Here is a 17151-nt window from a genome sequence, read left to right on the forward strand (position 1 = left end):
CGCTCGTGCAGTTGGAGACCTGGACGCGCTGGCCCTCGCGGGAGGCACTGACCCGCGAGCAGCGCTCCCGGCCCGGCCTTGTGCTCTCGTTCGCCGGTCGACTCGCCCTGTTGCTGACGGTGGTCCTGGGAACCGTCACCAGCAGCCGGTTCACCGGCGGGGCCGCAGTGGTCTCGGCCCTGGGCCTTGCGGCCACCGCAGTGCTCGTCCAACTGCTCTTCCGAACCACGCGTCGGCACCAGATCAGCTGGGCCCTGGCCGCTGTCGCCCAACTGCTGCTCCTCGCGCCGATCGTGCACCACACAGGCGCCGTCATGCTGGCGAACGTCATCTGGTGCGCCCTCGCCGTCCTCGCCCTCATCCGACTTCCGCTGGTGGCCGCGGTGCCGGTCTGCGCGGGGGCGCTGGTCTCCTACGCGGTGGTCAGTGGTGACAGCTACCTGGCGCTGATCGCCACGGTGGTGGGGCTCGTCTTCCTGGGATACCTGGTACGCCTGGACTCGGAGGCACGGGGCACCGCACAACGGTTGCTCCAGCAGGAGCGGGCTGCCCGGGCGGCCGAGGCGGAGAGCGCGGCCCTCGCGGAGCGGGCCAGGATCGCCCGGGAGATCCACGACGTGCTCGCCCACAGCCTCTCCGCCCAGTTGGTCCACCTGGAAGCCGCCCGCCTGATGCTGGACAGCGGGGCCGATCGGGGTCAGGTCAGGGAAAGGGTGGTGGCAGCCCGTCGAATGGCCCAGGACGGACTCAAGGAGACCAAGCAGGCGCTCTCCGCCCTGCGCGGCGAGTTCACCGCAGTCGGCGAGTTCCTGCTCGACCTGACCGAGCGCGAGCAGGTCCCACTGACCGTTACCGGTACACCGCGTCCGCTCGGTGCCGAGGTGGGCCTGGCGGTGCGCAGGACGGCCCAGGAGGCCCTGACCAACGTCCGCAAGCACGCTCCTCGGGCCGTGTGCACGGTGGAACTGCGTTATCTGACCACGGAGGTGGAGTTGGAGATCCGCAACACGGCAGCAGGGACTGCTCAGGTGTCGGCCGAGTTGGCCGGCAGCGGCAGCGGGTACGGTCTGTTGGGGATGCGTGAGCGGGCCGAACTCCTGGGAGGAAGCCTGCGAGCCGGACCGGACGGTGACGGCTGGCTGGTCCTCCTGCGGTTGCCCGTCTGACGGCAGGGGTCGGCGGGACCGGGTGGGCGCAGCGGCAAGGCTCAGCGCAACCCACCGGAACCCAGCAGACCCCAGCGGAACCAGTGGACAGGGCAGGACGGACGAATGAGCGAGCCGAGCGGTAGCCGAAGCGCGGAAGGGGTGACGCGCGTACTGGTCGCGGACGACCAGACCGTGGTGCGCGAGGGCATTGTGATGCTGTTGGGGCTGCTGCCCGGCATCGAGGTGGTCGGAGCCGTGGCGGACGGAGAGGAGGCCGTCCGCCTGGTGGCCGAGCGGCAGCCGGACGTCGTCCTGATGGACCTTCGAATGCCGCGCTGTGACGGAGTGGAAGCGACCCGACGGATCCGCGCCGACCATCCGAGGACGGAGGTGGTCGTACTGACCACGTATGCGGATGACGACTCGCTGTTTCCTGCGCTTCAGGCCGGCGCCCGTGGCTACCTCACCAAGGACGCCGGCGCGGAGGAGATCGCAAAGGCGATCGCGGACGTGCGGGCGGGGGCGGCAGGTCTGTCCCCGCAGGTCCAGCGCCGGCTCCTGGAACGGCTCGCGCCGCCGTCATCCACGCATTCGCCGTCACCCAACAATTCACTGTCACCCACCCATTTGCCGGATCCCACCCATTCCTCGCCCACCCATTCGCCGTCACCCGCGCAATCGCCGTCACCCATTCAGCAGCGTCCGCTCCCGGATGGCCTAACTGCCCGTGAGGCCGAGGTTCTCTCGCTGATCGCCGAAGGGCTCTCCAACAGCGAGATTGCCGAGGCGCTCTTTGTCAGCCCGGCCACGGTGAAAACACATATCAACAACCTCTTTGCCAAGACTGCGGTACGAGATCGGGCACAAGCGGTCAACTATGCATTTCGGCATGGCCTGTCTCGGAGCTCGCAAACCGACTGATCTCACCTTATTGAGTGAAAGGCCTGGCCGAATGTCACAAATCGGTTTCTGACGCGCCATCATAGGACCGTCAGGGCGCCGTCAGTACGCCGAATGGATCTTCGGGGCGGGTCGTCCGGAGTGCCCGGTGCCGATACCGAAAGCCCACCGCAGCCACCGCTCGGTGGTGCATCCTGGGCCAGGAGCAGCATTGGCACAGCACGAAGTCACCGGCTCAGCCGGTCGGACGCCCCGACAGGGACAGCGTTTCGACTGGTGGTCCGCCCCCGGAGCGGCAGGCTCTTCCGGAGCGGCCCGGCGCAACACCAAGAGGCCTGCAGTTACTACGCCACCCATCCTTCCCGCGCAGTCATCCGTGCGCCGGGCCGAATCTTCCAGCGTCCCGGCGGCGGTAGTTCGGCAACTGCCTCCGGGGGGACCGCTGGAGGAGCAGCGGCAGGATTCGGCTGCGGCCGAGGTCTATCGAGAAGTTCAGCAGAGTGCGGCCTTCCGGGAGATCCGTCGCAGCTACCGAAGCTTTGTCTTCCCGGCCACGGGGATCTTTCTCGGTTGGTACCTGCTCTATGTGACCGCCCAGGCGGCCGCACCGGAGCTGATGCGCATTCAGCTGCTCGGCCCGCTCAGTGTGGCCTGGCTACTCGGCCTTCTGCAGTTCGTCTCCACTTTCGTGATCACCTGGCTCTACTCCCGCAACGCCCGCACCAGGCGCGACCGAGCAGCCCTCGGCCTGCGCTGGGACACTCAGGACCAGCTCCGATGACACCGATGACTCCGGTGACACAGTTCACCGACTTCGCCCTCGCAAGCACCGCCGCCACCACCACCCTTCACCAGCCCCTCGCCCCGCACCAGCCCCTCGCCCCGCACCAGCCCGGTGATCAGCACCACGGGCTCGCGATCGTGCTCTTCGCGTTGGTGGTCGTGGTAACCCTGGCCATCACCCTCTGGGTGGGGCGCCGAGGGCAGGTGGCCGAGGACTTCTACGCCGGCGGGCGGGACTTCGGCCCACTGCAGAACGGCATCGCGCTCTCCGGCGACTACCTCTCCGCCGCGTCCTTCCTCGGTGTCACGGGCCTGATCGCGCTGTACGGCTACGACGGCGTCCTCTACAGCATCGGCTTCCTGGTCGCCTGGCTGGTGGTGCTGATGTGGGTGGCCGAGCTGGTCCGCAACACCGGCCGGTACACACTGGCCGACGTGCTGGCGACGCGGATGCGCCAGCGCCCGGTGCGGGCCGCGGCCGGTACCGCCAGCGTGGTGGTCACCTTGCTGTACCTGATCGCCCAGATGGTCGGTGCGGGCTCACTGGTTGCCCTGCTGCTCGGCACCACCGGGGCGGCTGCCAAGACCTGGACCATTGTGGCCGTCGGCGCCCTGATGATCATTTATGTGACGGTCGGCGGGATGCGGGCCACCACCTGGATCCAGATCGTCAAGGCCCTGATGCTGATGACCGGTGCCGTGCTGCTCACCGGCTGGGTGCTGGTGCACTTCCACGGCAACCTCGCCGACCTGATGCACTCGGCCGCCCGGGGCAGTGGCCACGGTCAGAAGTACCTGGAGCCCGGCCTCAAGTACGGAGCCACCACCACCAGCCGGCTCGACTTCGTGAGCCTGGGCCTGGCTCTGGTGCTCGGCACGGCGGGCCTGCCGCACATCCTCTCCCGCTTCTACACGGTGCCCACCGCCCGGGCTGCCCGCCGTTCCACGATCTGGGCGATCGGACTGGTCGGCTGCTTCTACCTGATGACCATCGTGCTGGGCCTTGGTGCCACCGCGCTGGTCGGCTCCAAGGCGGTGAAGGCCGCCAACTCGGCAGGGAACACCGCTGTTCCGCTGCTGGCGCTGAACCTCGGCGGCGGCGAGGGGAGCACCGGCGGCACGCTCTTCTTTGCCGTCACCTCGGCGATCGCCTTCGCCACCATCCTCGCGGTGGTGGCCGGCCTGACCCTGGCCTCCTCCGTCTCCTTCGCCCATGACCTCTACGCCCAGGCCTTCCGTCGGGCCGACCGGCCTGCGGTGACGGACCGTCAGGAAGTGCTGGTGGCACGGCTGGCGGCGGTGGTGATCGGTGGCCTGGCGATCGCGCTGAGCCTCTTCGCCCAGCGGCTGAACGTCGCCTTCCTGGTCAGTCTGGCCTTCGCGGTGGCCGCCTCCGCCAATCTGCCCACGCTGCTCTACAACCTCTTCTGGCGCCGCTTCACCACCCGGGGCGCCTGCTGGGCCACGTACGGCGGGCTGGTGCCGGCGCTGGTGCTCGTGATCTTCTCGCCGGTGGTCTCCGGCTCCAAGACGGCGATGTTCCCCGGTGTCGACTTCCACTGGTTCCCGCTGGAGAACCCCGGCCTGATCTCCATCCCGCTGGGCTTCCTGCTCGGCTGGGTCGGCACGGTCAGCGGCGAGGAGCGGGCGGACGCCGACAAGTTCGCCGAACTGGAGGTCCGTTCGCTGACCGGCGCGGGCGCCGTCTGACGCCGCCCAAGCCAAGCGGGGCACGGCCCCGGCACACGTGAGGACGCCCGGGCGCGATGGGGGAAGCGCGCCCGGACGTCCGGCTTATTTTGGGGGCCTTCGGGGGTTACTTGGCCTTCTGCACGTACGCGTTGGTGTAGGTCTTGGACAGGTCGACGGTGCGACCCTTGACCGTCGGGTCGAAGGCGGAGAGCACGTTGAGGACGGTCTGCGGGCCGTCGGAGGGCATCACACCGTCCGGCGAGTACATCGCCTTCTCGTTCTCCAGTGCCTTGACGTAGACGTCCTTGCCGACGCCCGCGTAGTAGTCGGCCGGCATCTTGTCGGTGATCTCCGCCGGGCTGTGGCCCTGGATCCACTTCAGCGTCTCGACGAAGGCGTTGGCCAGCTTCTGCACCGCCTCCGGGTTCTTCTGGATGTAGCTGCTGGTCAGGTAGAGGCACGAGGAGGGGTAGGTACCACCGAGCGCCGCCTTGGCGCCCTCGGCCGTCCGCATGTCGATCAGCGGCTTGGCCAGGCCCTTCTGCTGGAGCATCGAGATGGTCGGCTCGGTGGTCATACCGGCCTCGATCTGCTTGTTGTCCATCGCCGCGACGAAGGTGCTGCCCGCGCCCACCGCGATCGAGGTGGCCTCGCCCGGCTGCACGCCGTTCTTCGCCTCGAGGTACTGGGTCAGGAAGTTGGTCGAGGAGCCGAGCCCGGTGACGCCCAGGTGCTTGCCCTTGAAGTCGGCGGGCGACTTGATGGTGTCCGCCTGGTCGGTGCGGACCATCTCGACCTCACCCGGCGCCTGCAGCAACTGCACCACGGACTGGGTGGCCTTGCCCTTGGACTGCAGGTCGATGTTGTGGTCGTAGAAGCCCACCACGGCGTCGACCTGGCCGGCCAGCATCGCGGTCTCGGCGTCCACGCCGGCCGGCTCGTCGGACAGTTGGGCGTCGATGCCCTGTGCCTTGAAGTAGCCCAGGTTCTGAGCCAGCATCACGGGCAGGTAGATCTGCTTGTTGAGGCCGCCGACCATGATCTTGACGGTGATGTCGCCGCTGCCGTTCTTCGCTGCGGCCTTGGCGCCACTGCCGCCGCAGGCAGTGAGCGAGAGGGTGAGGGCGGCGGCGGCAGCCACGGCGACGGCGGATCTTCTGGCCAGGGACATTGCGTTCTCCTACAAGGGGTGGGAGCGGAGACGAGGGTGGGGGAGAGGCGGGGGAAGGGGGAACTGGGGGAGGGGTCTCAGACGCCGGCGCTGTCGCTGCCGGACTGGGCGGGGCGCCAGCGCAGCACCCGCTTCTCGAAGCGGGTCACCAGCCACTCGGCGACCAGCGCGAGCACCGCGATGATCACGGTCCCGGCGTAGATGCCGTTGGAGTTGAAGGAGCCCTGGGCCTGTGCGATCAGCTGGCCGAGTCCGTACTGGGCGCCGAGCATCTCGCCGACGATCGCGCCGATCAGGGCGAAGCCGAAGGCAGCGTGCAGCGAGGCGATGATCCAGGTCATCGCGGACGGGAGGACCACTTGGGTGGTGACCCGCCAGGGCGAGGCGCCGAGGATCTTGGCGTTGGAGATCAGGTTCTGGTCGACCTCGCGGGTGCCCTGGAAGGCGTTGAAGAAGACGGAGAAGAAGACCAGCACGGTGGCCAGCGCGATCTTGCCGGACGGGCCGAGGCCGAACCAGATGATGAAGATCGAGCCGAGCACGATGCGGGGGATCGAGTTGGCCGCCTTGATGAACGGGGCGGCGATGTCGGCGAGCACCCGGATCCGGCCGAGCGCGATGCCGAGCACCACACCGGAGGCGGTGCCGATCAGGAAGCCGAAGACGGTCTCCTGCATGGTGACGCCGATGTTGCGCCAGATCGAGCCGGTCGCGGTGCCCTCGGTGAACCAGATCCGCAGCTGGTCGGCGACCCCGCTGGGCGAGCCGTAGGTGAAGGAGTCCAGCCAGCCCTGGTTGGCGCCGAGCTGCCAGCCGCCGAGGACCACGGCGACCAGCGCGAGCTGGGCGAGCAGGATCAGCAGTCGGCGTCGGCGCACCCGGGCCCTGGCGGCCCGGATCAGCGCGGCGTCGTCCACCGGCGGGGTGCCCGCCGGAGCGTCCAAGGGGGCGGGGGTGGCGGCGAGTTCGGTCATCACGAGGTCACCTGGGCAGGGGTCTTGGCGGTTGCCGCCGTTCGGGCGTAGGCGAGTTGGACCTCGTCGCGCAGGCTGGTCCAGATCTGCTCGTAGAGCTCCACGAACCGCGGGTGGAAGCGGATCTCCTGGACCTTGCGGGGGCGCGGCAGGTCGATCGTGAAGGTGTCCTTCACGGTGGCCGGGCCGACCGTGAGCACGACCACCTTGTCCGCCAGCGCGATGGCTTCCTCGAGGTCGTGGGTGACGAAGACCACCGCCGGCCGGGTCAGCTCCCACAGCGCCAGCAGCTCGTCCTGCACGATTTGCCGGGTCTGCACGTCCAGCGCCGAGAAGGGCTCGTCCATCAGCAGGATCTCGGGCTCGTTGATCAGCGTCTGGGCCAGCGCCACGCGCTTGCGCATACCGCCGGAGAGCTGGTGCGGCAGCCGGTCCTCGAAGCCCGACAGGCCGACCCGGCGCAGCCAGTCGCGTGCCTTGGCGACCGCTTCCTTCTTCGGCACGCCGCGGAAGATCGGCCCGGCGGCCACGTTGTCCAGGACGGACTTCCACGGGAAGACCGCGTCGGTCTGGAACATGAAGCCGACCCTGGGGTCGATCCCGTTCACCGGCTCACCGTGGATCAGGGTCTGCCCCGCGCTGGCCGGCTCCAGGCCGGAGATCAGCGACAGGGTGGTCGACTTGCCGCAGCCGGTGGGACCGACCACGGCGCAGAACTCGCCGGGGGCGACGGTCATCCCGAGCTCCCGCATCGCGGTGTAGACGCCCCCGGAGGGCGTTCGGAACCGTTTGGTCGCCTCACGCAGCTCGATCGCCGGGATCGCGCCGCTCCATGCTGTCGATGGCTTGTTCATGTGCCGTGCACCGCCTTGGGACCGGGTCGTGCTGGGAACCCGCCGTTCCCGCTGTGTTTCCGCGGGGTTAAGCGGTGCCCAGAAGGTAGGGCGGCGGGCCGGGGGGCCGGGAGTCTTGCGCGCAATGCGCGGCTTCACCGCAATGCGAAGAGTTCTGCTCGTTCTGCGCATGGTGACGGGGGTGGGCAAACCGGCTCTCACCAGGCACAATCGCCGCAACACGGGACGGCGACGAGGCCGTCCCGGGCGCGGGACGAGCCGGCGAGGCCGTCCTGGGCCGGTGAACCGGGACGGAGGTGGGGCGAATGCGCCGACGACGCCAGGGCCGAAGGCTCTCCGCCCGGATCCTCACCGGCCAGCTGGCCATCCTCGCGATCACCAGCGTGATCGGCTTCGTCCTGCTGGCCTTCGCCCAGCGAGCCCAGCTGGACCGCGACTACGAGCAGCGGGCGCTGGCCATCGCGCAGACCGCCGCCGCCGAACCCGAGATCCGCAACGCGATGGAGTACGGCGGCGGCGGTGACGCGGTGCAGACGGTCGCCGACCGGATCGAGCGCGCCTCCGGAGCCTCGTACGTGGTGGTGATCGACCTGAACCGGATCCGGCACTCGCACCCCCAGCCCGACCTGGTCGGCAAGGCCGTCGAGGAACCGCTCGCGGTGCTCGACGGTCACCCCTACGTCGGCATCGACCACGGCGCCACCGGCAGCTCGGCCAATGCCAAGGCCGCCCTCTACGGGCCGACCGGATCGCTGGTCGGCGAGGTCTCCGTGGGCATCGCGGAGAAGGACGTGCTCTCCCAACTGCGCCGCGAACTCGCCACCTTCGGCATCTTCGCGGGCATCGCGCTCACCGTCGGCGTGGTCGCCTCCTATGTGCTGGCCCGCCGCCTCAAACGGACCACCTTCGGCCTCGAACTGGAGGAGATCGCCGGCCTGTTGCAGGACCGCGAGGCGATGCTGCACGGCATCAAGGAGGGCGTGATCGCCTTCGACCCGCAGGGCAGGGTCAGCATGGTCAACGACGAGGCCCGGCGGTTGCTCGGCCTCGGCACCGCACTCGGCTCCCCGCTGGCGGACCTGCTGCCGGACGGTCGGCTGCGCCGCGCCCTGGACGGCACCCTGGAGGGCGTCGACCTCACCGTCCTGACGGACAGTCACTGCCTGGCCGTCAACCGGATGCCGGTGGTGCTGCACGGGCGGGCCCTGGGCGCCGTGGTCACCGTCCGGGACCGGACCGAACTGGTCGGCTTGCTGCGTGAGTTGGACTCGGTGCGCGGTCTCACCGACGCACTGCGGGCGCAGCAGCACGAGTTCGCCAACCGGATGCACACGCTGGCCGGGCTGCTGGAACTCGGCGAGCACGAGGCGGCGTTGGACTACGCCGTCGAGCTGAGCCGAAACGAGGCCGCGCCCGCCGAGGGGGTCCGGGACCGGATCGCCAACCCGCTGATGGTCGGGCTGATCGTGGCCAAGACCACGGTGGCCGCCGAGCGCGGGGTGCGGATCGTGCTGGACGAGCAGTCGCGGCTCGGCGAGCAGCCGGGCCACCTGCGCCGTCTGCTGACCGTCACCGGCAACCTGTTGGACAACGCCGTGGAGGCCGCGCAGCGGGAACCGCGGGGCGAGGTACGGCTGAGTCTGGTGGAGACCGAGCAGGCGATCACGCTGCGGGTCGCCGACAGCGGCCCGGGCATCCCGCCCGGGGCCGCCGAGAAGATCTTCGAGGACGGCTGGTCCACCAGCCCGGACCGCGGCACCGCCCGGCGCGGCCTTGGCCTGGCCCTGGTCCACCGCCTGGTGCAGCGGCACGGCGGCTCGATCACCGTCAGCGAGGGCCCGGGGGCGGTCTTCACCGTCCGCTTCCCGCTGCCCGACCACGACCCGGCGCCGCTCGGCGCGGCCCTCACCGCCGAGTACAGCACCGTTGAATACCGCACCGTCGCCCCCAGCGTCCTGGAGGGAGCCCCGTGATCAGCACCCTGGTGGTGGACGACGACTTCCGGGTCAGCGCCATCCACGCCGCCTACGTCGGCCGGGTACCCGGCTTCGAGGTGGCCGGCCAGCGCACCAGCGTGGCCGGCGCGGTCGAGGCCGTCCGCGAACTGCGCCCCGACCTGTTGCTGCTCGACGTCTACCTGCCGGACGGCAGCGGCCTGGACGTGCTGCGCACGCTGACCGCCGACGGCTCCGGCAGCCGCCCGGACGCGCTGGTGATCACCGCCGCCCGCGACCTGGCCTCGGTGCGGGCCGCCATGCAGCTGGGCGCCACCGGCTACCTGGTCAAGCCCTTCGGCTTCGCCGTCCTCGCCGAGCGCCTGGACGGCTACCGTGAGCTGCGCGAGCGGATGGCCGCACTGGCGGACAGCGCAGAGAACGGCCAGGCCGAGGTGGACGCGCTGTTCAGCGCGGTGCGCCCGGCCGCCTTGCCGGCCGTCCCGGCGAAGGGGCACTCGGCGCCGACCCTCTCAGTGGTGCTGGCCGCCGTGCGCAGTGAGCCGGGGGACCTGTCGGCCAGCCAGGTCGCCGAGCGGACCGGCGTCTCCCGGGCCACCGCCCAGCGCTACCTCTCCTACCTGGTCCGCGAGGGCCTGGTCCGGCTCGACCTGCGCTACGGCACCACCGGACGCCCCGAGCACCGCTACCGGAGCGCAGCGCGCCCGTCGGCCTGAGCGCGCCCGTCGGCCCGAGTGCGCCCGTCGGCCCGAGTGCGCCCGTCGGGCTGAGCGCGGGCGCCGGCCCCTGAAGATGACTCAGGGTCAGCTCCGGTGCTGCTCAGGGTCGTTCCCCGATGAACCCGGCGGACTCCCGGCAACAGACTGGGGCTCATGCGAACCGAACCCCAGCAGCCCCGCCGAAGCCGACTCGCGATCCTCGCCGCGCTGACCGTGCTCGCGGTCGGCTGCGCCTCGGTGCCGGCCTTCGCCGCCGCAGGCGACACGGCAGCCAGTACGGCAGGAATCACCGCGGGCCGTCAGTACGACGGCCCGGAGCACGCGCGGCGCGGCACCATCGTCTGGGTCCAGCCGATCGACCGGCTCAGCCAGGCCGAGGCCGCCCAGCAGATCGCCGACCGCGGCTACAGCGGCCCGGCCCCACGGTTCGGCGTCGACAACTACCGGGTGCTCTACCGCACCGTCGACCCGCAGGGGCGGCCCACCACCGCGAGCGGCCTGGTCAGCCTGCCCGAGCGGGACCAGCGCGCGTTGAGCACCGTGGTCTACGAGCACGGCACCACCGCCGCCAGGAGCCAGGCACCCTCCGCCTCGGGCACCGACCAGGCCGATGCGGTGCTGTTCGCCGGCGCCGGCTACGCCACCGTGGCACCCGACTACCTGGGCCTGGGCAGCGGCCCCGGCCCGCACCCGTACGCCGACACGGTCTCGGAGGCCACCGCCTCCGTCGACCTGCTGCGCGCCGCCCGCGACCTCGCCCACCGGCACGGACACTCGCTGGAGCGCGGCGTGCAGGTCACCGGCTTCTCCCAGGGCGGCCCGGCCGCGATGGCGCTCGGCCGGGCCCTGCAACAGGGCGTCGACCCGCACTTCGAGCTGGTCTCGCTGGCCCCGATCAGCGGCCCCTACGACGCCCAGCACGCCGAGGCGCCCGCCGGCCTGGTCGACGACACCCTGCGCGGACGCGACACCAACTACTACTTCGGCTACTGGCTGACCGCGATGAACCGCGAGCACCACCTGTACGACAGCCCCTCGGAGCTCTTCCAGGCGCCCTACGACCAGCAGGTCGAATCGCTCTACGACGGCAGCCACACGGACGCCGAGATCTTCGCCGCACTGCCGGACGACCCGCGCGCGTTCCTCACCCAGCACGCGATCGACTGGGCGCTGCACCCCACCGGCGAGCTGCTGCGCGCCTTCCGGGCCAACGACACCACCTGCACCGACTGGGTGCCCGAGGTCCCGGTGCAGCTCTTCGCCGCCGACGGCGACAAGGACGTGGCCTACCCCAACTCGGAGCACTGCTTCCAGGCGCTGAGCGAGCACGGCGCGCAGGTGACGCTGACGGACGTGGGGCCGGTGGAGCACTCGCCGTCGCGGCGCGCCGCACTGCCGCAGGTGGCCGCCCTCTTCGCCGAACGGCTGCCGGCCTGAGCCGGCCCGCCCGGCAAGATCGATGAGCAAGATCGGCGCGCAAGATCGGCGCGCAAGACCCAGAAGCAAGTGCCGTGAACAAGAGCCACCAGAAAGGCTTGAGGGCCCCGGCAGACTCGCCGGGGCCCTCAGGCGGGTTCGCTGCTACGGCCGCCCCATCTGGGTGGGCCAGTAGCCGCGGTTGAGCGTGGAGATCCGCACCGTGGTGCCGGGGTGCGCCGCCTCGACGTACTTGTTGTTGCCCAGGTAGATCGCCGCGTGCTGGATCCCGCGGGCGCTGCCGTCGGGGGACCAGAAGATCAGGTCGCCACGGCGCAGCTGGCCGGCGCTGACCGGGGTGGTGGCCTGGTACTGGTCGTTGGCGACCCGGGGCAGGGAGGTGCCGGCGCGTCGGAAGGACTGCTGGATCAGGCCGGAGCAGTCGTAGCTGTCCGGGCCGTTGCCGCCCATCACGAAGGGCTTGCCGATCTGGGCCAGGGCGAACTGGACCGCGGTCTCGACGTCGCCGCGCGCGGTGGCCGGGGCCTCGGCGCCGCTGCTGCTCGGACTGCTGCTGGTGGCGGTGCCGCCGGAGCCGATCCGGTTCAGGTAGATGTCGCGGTGGGCGGTGTAGCGCCATTCGCCGCTGCTGTTGCGGAACCAGTAGACCGAGCCGTCCCAGCCCTGGTGCAGGCCGCCGGCACTGGTGTCGGGGCTGTCCTGGTCGTCCGAGTCGGCGTCGTCCGAGGCGGCGGCGTCGTCCGAGCTGGCGGTCTCGTCGGCGGAGGCGTAGTCGCTGTCCTCGCCCGACTGGTCGTCACTGCCGTAAGTGTCGCTGTCCGAGGTGTCGTCAGTGGCCTGGCTGTCGTCAGTGGCCTGGGCGTCCTCGGTGGTCTGGCTGTCCTCGTTCGCCCGGGTGTCCTCGGTGGCCTGCTCGGTGGCCTCCTCGCTCTGGACGGGATCGTCGGCGACCACCAGCCCCGGCTGGGCGGCGGTCGGCGCGGCCTGGGCGAGGCCCGCGCCGAGGACGATCGAGCCCGTGCCCGCGACGATCGCGGCGGCCAGGCCGAGCCGGTGGCGAAGTCGCCCCGGTCGGCAGGCGGGGGCCTGGGCAGAGGAGAGCTGCTGCGGCTGATCGGCAGAGTTCAGATCCGGCATCATTTCCGGTGCTTCCTTTCGTGCGCCCGGCCGGGCGGCCGGATCGGCGGAAGCGGCCCCGTGACGGGGGCTCGCTCCGCGCTGCACTGCGGCCTCCGGACGCAGCCGGAAGCCGGGTTCGTGGGTGGTCCCACGGCCGCCACGCTAGGCACCGACGCGCGACCGCGGCCCACTGGAGTGCGCCGAAGGGGGGTGCACGCTCGGTGAGGAAGGCCGCTGCCAGGGCGGCATTCGGTCGTAGGCTGGAATGAGTCCGCCGGGCCGTCCACCGGTCCGGCAGGGGGACGACGGGGGCCGCGCCGACGGGCGCCGCGGGCGGGGCCGCGCAGAGCCGCGGTGCGGGTTCGTCCGGCCGGTCACGAGCCGAGACAGAGGTGCCCCATGTCCGTCGTGATGACCCTGCACTGGCCGGAGATCACACCCGAGCTCTACGAAGCCGCTCGAACCGAGGTCCACTGGGAGGACGAGCTGCCGGACGGCGCGCAACTGCACGTCGCCTGGTTCGCCGAGGACGGTTTCCGCGTGCTCGACGTCTGGGACAGCCGGGAGGCCTTCGAGCGGTTCGTCACCGAGCGGCTGAACCCGGTGGTGGTGGGCAAGTTGGGTGCCACCACGGCGCCCTCCGTGACCTACGCGCCGCTGCACCGGCGCTTCATCGCCCCCGGCGTCACCGGGTCGAGTTCCTAGCAAGCCGAAGCCGGAACTAGAGCGCCGTCACGGTGCGGACGTCCATCCGCACCGGGGTGGCCGGCGCCTTGCCGCAGCTCTCCGAGCGCGGGGGCTCGCTGAGTGCGCGGGCCACCTCGACCTGCCAGGCCCGGCCGTCGCTGTGCGTCACCCGGCAGCGCCAACCGCCCTCGGGCGAGTCCTCCTGAGTGACCGTCAGGGCGTCGGCCGCGTGTTCCCCGGTCAGTTCGCGGACCGCGTGCTCGGCCGCCTGGCCGGGCCGGTCCCAGCAGGAGCGGCCGCGTGACCAGGGCAGGGCGGTGCGCCCGGCGGCGGTGGCGGCCAGCACCTCCTTGGCGGCGGTGTCGGTCAGCCGCCCGTAGGCGTACCCGTAGGGCAGCACCAGCATGGTGGGGGAGAACCGGTGTCCGCCCAGGTGGGTCACCTCCCAGACCTCACTGTGCCCGGCGGCGGCCAGCTCGGCGGCCAGCGGGCGGCCGAGCAGCGCGCAGCAGCGGTCGCGGCGGCCGTTGGTGCACACCAGCGCGATCGGGCCGCCGGCGTGCGCGCTGCCGAAGCCCCCGTGGTCCCCGGCGCCCAGGGCGGCGAAGTCCAGCTCCAGCAGGGCGGCCGGATCGAGGGTCTCGGCCCGCCGGATCCAGCCCCGGCCGGGCACGGTGTGTGCCAGGACCACCTGGTGACCGGCCGTCGGCCGGTCGTCCGCATGCCGCCCGGGGCGGCGGATCAGTGCGATCCTCACGCCGGTCCCCGCGCAGGCGGCGTCCAGCGCACGACCCAACTCGGAGTCGAAGTGACTCTCGGTGAGCGCCTTCGCGCCCCATGGCCCGGACTGCTCGATCAGCAGCCATGTCGTCGCGCTGGCGGCGGTGGCCGTCAGCGGCTCGGCCAGTTCGTTCGACAGATTCGTACACGTGATCATCGGGGTCACCCTACCGCCGCGGGACAGGGTGACCCGAGGCCATCAATCAGCTCGTACAGGTCGGGCAGCTCGTACAGGTCGGGCAGGTCGTACAGGTCGGGCAGGTCGGGCAGGCCGTGCGGGTCATCAGGCCGGCCCGGCCACCGCCGCGACCGGCGTGCTCACCGGGGTGCCCGAGCCGTCGCGGCGCGGGTCGCGCTCCGGCAGGGTGACCGGTGCGCCGGCCGCAGTGGCCGCCCGGGCCGGCGCGGCGCCCGCCCAGGCGAAGGCCAGCGCGTCCTCGCCGCGCAGGAACCGCTGGCAGCGCACGCCGCCGGTGGCCCGCCCCTTGCGCGGGTACAGGTCGAACGGCGTCACCTTCCAGCTGCTCTGCGCCTCGCCCGTGAGAGTCCCCGAGGCGCCCGCGACCGAGACCACCACGGCGTCTGCCGCCGGGTCCACCGCCGTGAAGGAGAGCACTCGGGCGCCGTCCGCCAGCTTGATCCCGGCCATGCCACCTGCTGGGCGGCCCTGCGGCCGGACCTGGCCCGCCTGGAAGCGCAGCAGCTGGGCGTCGCTGGTGATGAAGACCAAGTCCTCCTCGCCGGTGCGCAGCTCGACCGCGCCCACCAGCTCGTCGCCCTCCTTGAGCGCGATCACCTCGAACTCGTCCTTGTTGGCCGGCCACTCCGGCACCACCCGCTTGACCACGCCCTGCACCGTGCCGAGCGCCAGACCGGGGGAGGACTCGTCCAGCGTGGTCAGCGCGATCAGCCGCTCGCCGGCCTCCAGCTTGAGGAACTCGCTCACCTGGGCGCCGCCTGCCAGCGACAGCGCGGGCTGCGGCGGCAGCGCCGGCAGGTCGATCACCGGCAGCCGCAGCACCCGGCCGGCCGAGGTGACCGCGCCGACGTCCGCCCGCGCCGTGGCCGGCACCGAGGAGACGATCACATCGTGCTTCGAACGGCTCTCACCGACGTCACCGGCGGGGAGCGGTTCGCCGTCCGCCGTGCGGGCCAGCAGGCCGGTGGAGGAGAGCAGCACCCGGCACGGGTCGTCCGCCACCTCCAGCGGCACCGACAGCGCAGCCGAGGCCACCGCGCCGGCCTCCAACAGCACAGTGCGCCGCTCGGTGCCGAACTGCTTGGCCACCGCCGCCAGCTCGCCCGAGACCACGCCGCGCAGCTTGCTGTCCGACTCCAGGATCTCGGTCAGCTCGGCGATCTCGGTGGTCAGCTTGGTCTGCTCCGCCTCCAGCTCCACCCGGTCGAAGCGGGTCAGCCGGCGCAGCGGAGTGTCCAGGATGTACGCCGTCTGCGTCTCGGACAGCGAGAAGCGCTCCATCAGGCGCTCCTTGGCCTGCGCCGCGTTGTCGCTGGACCGGATCAGCGCGATGACCTCGTCGATGTCGACCAGCGCCACCAGCAGGCCCTCGACCAGGTGCAACCGCTCCTGGCGCTTGCGGCGGCGGAAGTCGCTGCGCCGCCGGACCACCTCGAAGCGGTGGTCGACATAGACCTCCAGCAGCTCCTTGAGGCCCATGGTCAGCGGCTGGCCGTCCACCAGCGCCACGTTGTTGATGCCGAAGGTCTCCTCCAGCGGGGTCAGCTTGTAGAGCTGCTCCAGCAGGGCCTCCGGCACGAAGCCGTTCTTGACCTCGATCACCAGCCGCAGGCCGTGCTCACGGTCCGTCAGGTCCTTGACGTCCGCGATGCCCTGCAGCTTCTTCGCGTTGACCAGGTCCTTGATCTTGCCGATCACCTTCTCCGGGCCGACCGTGAACGGCAGTTCGGTGACCACGATGCCCTTGCGCCGGGCGGTGACGTTCTCGATCGTCGCGGTGGCGCGGATCTTGAAGGTGCCGCGGCCCGTCTCGTACGCGTCCCGGATGCCCGAGAGGCCGACGATCCGACCGCCGGTCGGCAGGTCGGGGCCGGGGATGAAGCGCATCAGGGTGTCGAGGTCGGCCGTCGGATGCTTGATCAGATGCCGGGCGGCGGCCACCACCTCGGACAGGTTGTGCGGCGGCATGTTGGTCGCCATCCCGACCGCGATCCCGGTCGCGCCGTTGACCAGCAGGTTCGGGAAGGCGGCCGGGAGCACCACCGGTTCCTGCTCGCTGCCGTCGTAGTTCGGCCCGAAGTCGACCGTGTCCTCGTGGATCGACTCCACCAGCGCCATCGAGGCGGAGGTCAGCCGCGACTCGGTGTAGCGCATCGCGGCCGGCGGGTCGTCGTTGCCCAGCGAGCCGAAGTTGCCGTGACCGTCGATCAGCGGCACCCGCATGGAGAACGGCTGGGCCATTCGCACGATCGAGTCGTAGATCGAGGCGTCCCCGTGCGGGTGCAGCCGGCCCATCACCTCGCCGACCACCCGGGCGCACTTCACGTGCGCGCGCTCCGGGCGCAGGCCCATCTCGTTGGCCTGGTACAGGATGCGCCGGTGCACCGGCTTGAGGCCGTCCCGCGCGTCCGGCAGGGCCCGGGAGTAGATCACCGAGTAGGCGTACTCCAGGAAGGAACCCTGCATCTCGTCGACAACGTCGACGTCGAGGATCCGCTCCTCGAAATCTCCGGGCGGCGGGGTCGGCGAACTGCGGCGGGCCATCGCGGCGGGGCTCCCTTGCGTCTGTGAGCTCTGGGGTACGGCGCCCCCCATTGTGGACCCTCGCGCTGACACTCCCCGCCAGCGCGTTGCGCCGGTGGCGAACGTCCCACAAGCGCGGGCACAACCCGGCACGGTACGCGTTGGACCACAATGGGGGCTGCAACGCCCCGACGATCACCCCCGAGTTCG

At 71.1% G+C, this 17151-nt stretch carries 14 protein-coding genes; 8 read left to right on the forward strand and 6 right to left on the reverse strand.

The annotated features are described in order from the left end of the window. Positions 1–5: 5 nt before the first annotated feature. From BR98_RS18760 to BR98_RS18775, 4 genes are all read left to right on the forward strand, one after another. Positions 6–1166: a sensor histidine kinase gene (locus BR98_RS18760; protein ID WP_035846169.1), complete on the forward strand. Its 1161-nt coding sequence runs from the start codon at positions 6–8 to the stop codon at positions 1164–1166. A gap of 105 nt (positions 1167–1271) precedes the next feature. After that, positions 1272–2069 (forward strand): response regulator transcription factor, encoded by a 798-nt coding sequence (locus BR98_RS18765; RefSeq protein ID WP_051969918.1) that lies wholly within the window; start codon positions 1272–1274, stop codon positions 2067–2069. Positions 2070–2424: 355 nt separating this feature from the next. Continuing rightward, on the forward strand, positions 2425–2829 hold the full coding sequence (locus BR98_RS18770) for a DUF485 domain-containing protein (RefSeq protein WP_157537837.1): 405 nt from the start codon (positions 2425–2427) through the stop codon (positions 2827–2829). A 5-nt stretch (positions 2830–2834) separates the two neighbouring features. Next, a complete protein-coding gene (locus tag BR98_RS18775; RefSeq protein ID WP_083977513.1) occupies positions 2835–4541 on the forward strand; it encodes a solute symporter family protein in 1707 nt (568 codons plus the stop codon). Between the two features lie 106 nt (positions 4542–4647). On the opposite strand, the gene BR98_RS18780 is transcribed toward BR98_RS18775, so the two are convergent. The 3 genes from BR98_RS18780 to BR98_RS18790 all read right to left on the reverse strand — a co-directional run bounded on the left by BR98_RS18780 (position 4648) and on the right by BR98_RS18790 (position 7522). Further along, a complete protein-coding gene (locus BR98_RS18780) occupies positions 4648–5694 on the reverse strand; it encodes an ABC transporter substrate-binding protein (RefSeq protein ID WP_035846171.1) in 1047 nt (348 codons plus the stop codon). Positions 5695–5771: 77 nt separating this feature from the next. Continuing rightward, a complete protein-coding gene (locus tag BR98_RS18785) occupies positions 5772–6668 on the reverse strand; it encodes an ABC transporter permease (protein ID WP_035846173.1) in 897 nt (298 codons plus the stop codon). Continuing rightward, positions 6668–7522 carry an ABC transporter ATP-binding protein gene (locus tag BR98_RS18790; RefSeq protein WP_035846175.1) on the reverse strand — a complete coding sequence of 285 codons (855 nt, stop codon included), beginning with the start codon at positions 7520–7522 and terminating at the stop codon, positions 6668–6670. The genes BR98_RS18785 and BR98_RS18790 overlap by 1 nt, the downstream gene beginning before the upstream one ends. A 305-nt stretch (positions 7523–7827) precedes the next feature. On the opposite strand from BR98_RS18790, the gene BR98_RS18795 reads away from it, so the two are divergent. From BR98_RS18795 to BR98_RS42055, 3 genes are all read left to right on the forward strand, one after another. After that, positions 7828–9495 carry an ATP-binding protein gene (locus BR98_RS18795; RefSeq protein WP_051969919.1) on the forward strand — a complete coding sequence of 556 codons (1668 nt, stop codon included), beginning with the start codon at positions 7828–7830 and terminating at the stop codon, positions 9493–9495. After that, a complete protein-coding gene (locus BR98_RS18800; RefSeq protein WP_035846177.1) occupies positions 9492–10193 on the forward strand; it encodes a response regulator in 702 nt (233 codons plus the stop codon). The genes BR98_RS18795 and BR98_RS18800 overlap by 4 nt, the downstream gene beginning before the upstream one ends. A gap of 156 nt (positions 10194–10349) precedes the next feature. Continuing rightward, positions 10350–11633, forward strand: a complete 1284-nt coding sequence (locus BR98_RS42055; RefSeq protein ID WP_035846179.1) for an alpha/beta hydrolase family protein — start codon at positions 10350–10352, stop codon at positions 11631–11633. A gap of 144 nt (positions 11634–11777) precedes the next feature. Here BR98_RS42055 and BR98_RS36430 read toward each other — a convergent pair whose 3' ends face one another. Continuing rightward, a complete protein-coding gene (locus BR98_RS36430) occupies positions 11778–12773 on the reverse strand; it encodes a C40 family peptidase (protein ID WP_051969920.1) in 996 nt (331 codons plus the stop codon). 378 nt (positions 12774–13151) lie between these two features. Between BR98_RS36430 and BR98_RS18820 the strand changes: the two genes are divergently transcribed. Then, on the forward strand, positions 13152–13457 hold the full coding sequence (locus tag BR98_RS18820) for a carbohydrate kinase family protein (RefSeq protein WP_035846183.1): 306 nt from the start codon (positions 13152–13154) through the stop codon (positions 13455–13457). Between the two features lie 16 nt (positions 13458–13473). Here BR98_RS18820 and BR98_RS18825 read toward each other — a convergent pair whose 3' ends face one another. Both BR98_RS18825 and BR98_RS18830 read right to left on the reverse strand, forming a co-directional pair. Further along, positions 13474–14376 carry a sucrase ferredoxin gene (locus BR98_RS18825; RefSeq protein ID WP_035852967.1) on the reverse strand — a complete coding sequence of 301 codons (903 nt, stop codon included), beginning with the start codon at positions 14374–14376 and terminating at the stop codon, positions 13474–13476. Positions 14377–14502: 126 nt separating this feature from the next. Then, positions 14503–16962 carry a DNA gyrase/topoisomerase IV subunit A gene (locus BR98_RS18830; protein ID WP_035846185.1) on the reverse strand — a complete coding sequence of 820 codons (2460 nt, stop codon included), beginning with the start codon at positions 16960–16962 and terminating at the stop codon, positions 14503–14505. Positions 16963–17151: the final 189 nt, after the last annotated feature.

The organism is Kitasatospora azatica KCTC 9699 (assembly GCF_000744785.1).
Lineage (GTDB): Bacteria > Actinomycetota > Actinomycetes > Streptomycetales > Streptomycetaceae > Kitasatospora > Kitasatospora azatica.

What these genes read in the sequence shown, in the direction of transcription:
- BR98_RS18830 (WP_035846185.1), bottom strand. Translation starts at nt 16,962, where the DNA reads ATGGCCCGCCGCAGTTCGCCGACCCCGCCGCCCGGAGATTTCGAGGAG.
- BR98_RS18825 (WP_035852967.1), bottom strand. Translation starts at nt 14,376, where the DNA reads ATGATCACGTGTACGAATCTGTCGAACGAACTGGCCGAGCCGCTGACG.
- BR98_RS18820 (WP_035846183.1), top strand. Translation starts at nt 13,152, where the DNA reads ATGTCCGTCGTGATGACCCTGCACTGGCCGGAGATCACACCCGAGCTC.
- BR98_RS18795 (WP_051969919.1), top strand. Translation starts at nt 7,828, where the DNA reads ATGCGCCGACGACGCCAGGGCCGAAGGCTCTCCGCCCGGATCCTCACC.
- BR98_RS42055 (WP_035846179.1), top strand. Translation starts at nt 10,350, where the DNA reads ATGCGAACCGAACCCCAGCAGCCCCGCCGAAGCCGACTCGCGATCCTC.
- BR98_RS18780 (WP_035846171.1), bottom strand. Translation starts at nt 5,694, where the DNA reads ATGTCCCTGGCCAGAAGATCCGCCGTCGCCGTGGCTGCCGCCGCCGCC.
- BR98_RS36430 (WP_051969920.1), bottom strand. Translation starts at nt 12,773, where the DNA reads ATGATGCCGGATCTGAACTCTGCCGATCAGCCGCAGCAGCTCTCCTCT.
- BR98_RS18765 (WP_051969918.1), top strand. Translation starts at nt 1,272, where the DNA reads ATGAGCGAGCCGAGCGGTAGCCGAAGCGCGGAAGGGGTGACGCGCGTA.
- BR98_RS18785 (WP_035846173.1), bottom strand. Translation starts at nt 6,668, where the DNA reads ATGACCGAACTCGCCGCCACCCCCGCCCCCTTGGACGCTCCGGCGGGC.
- BR98_RS18775 (WP_083977513.1), top strand. Translation starts at nt 2,835, where the DNA reads ATGACTCCGGTGACACAGTTCACCGACTTCGCCCTCGCAAGCACCGCC.
- BR98_RS18790 (WP_035846175.1), bottom strand. Translation starts at nt 7,522, where the DNA reads ATGAACAAGCCATCGACAGCATGGAGCGGCGCGATCCCGGCGATCGAG.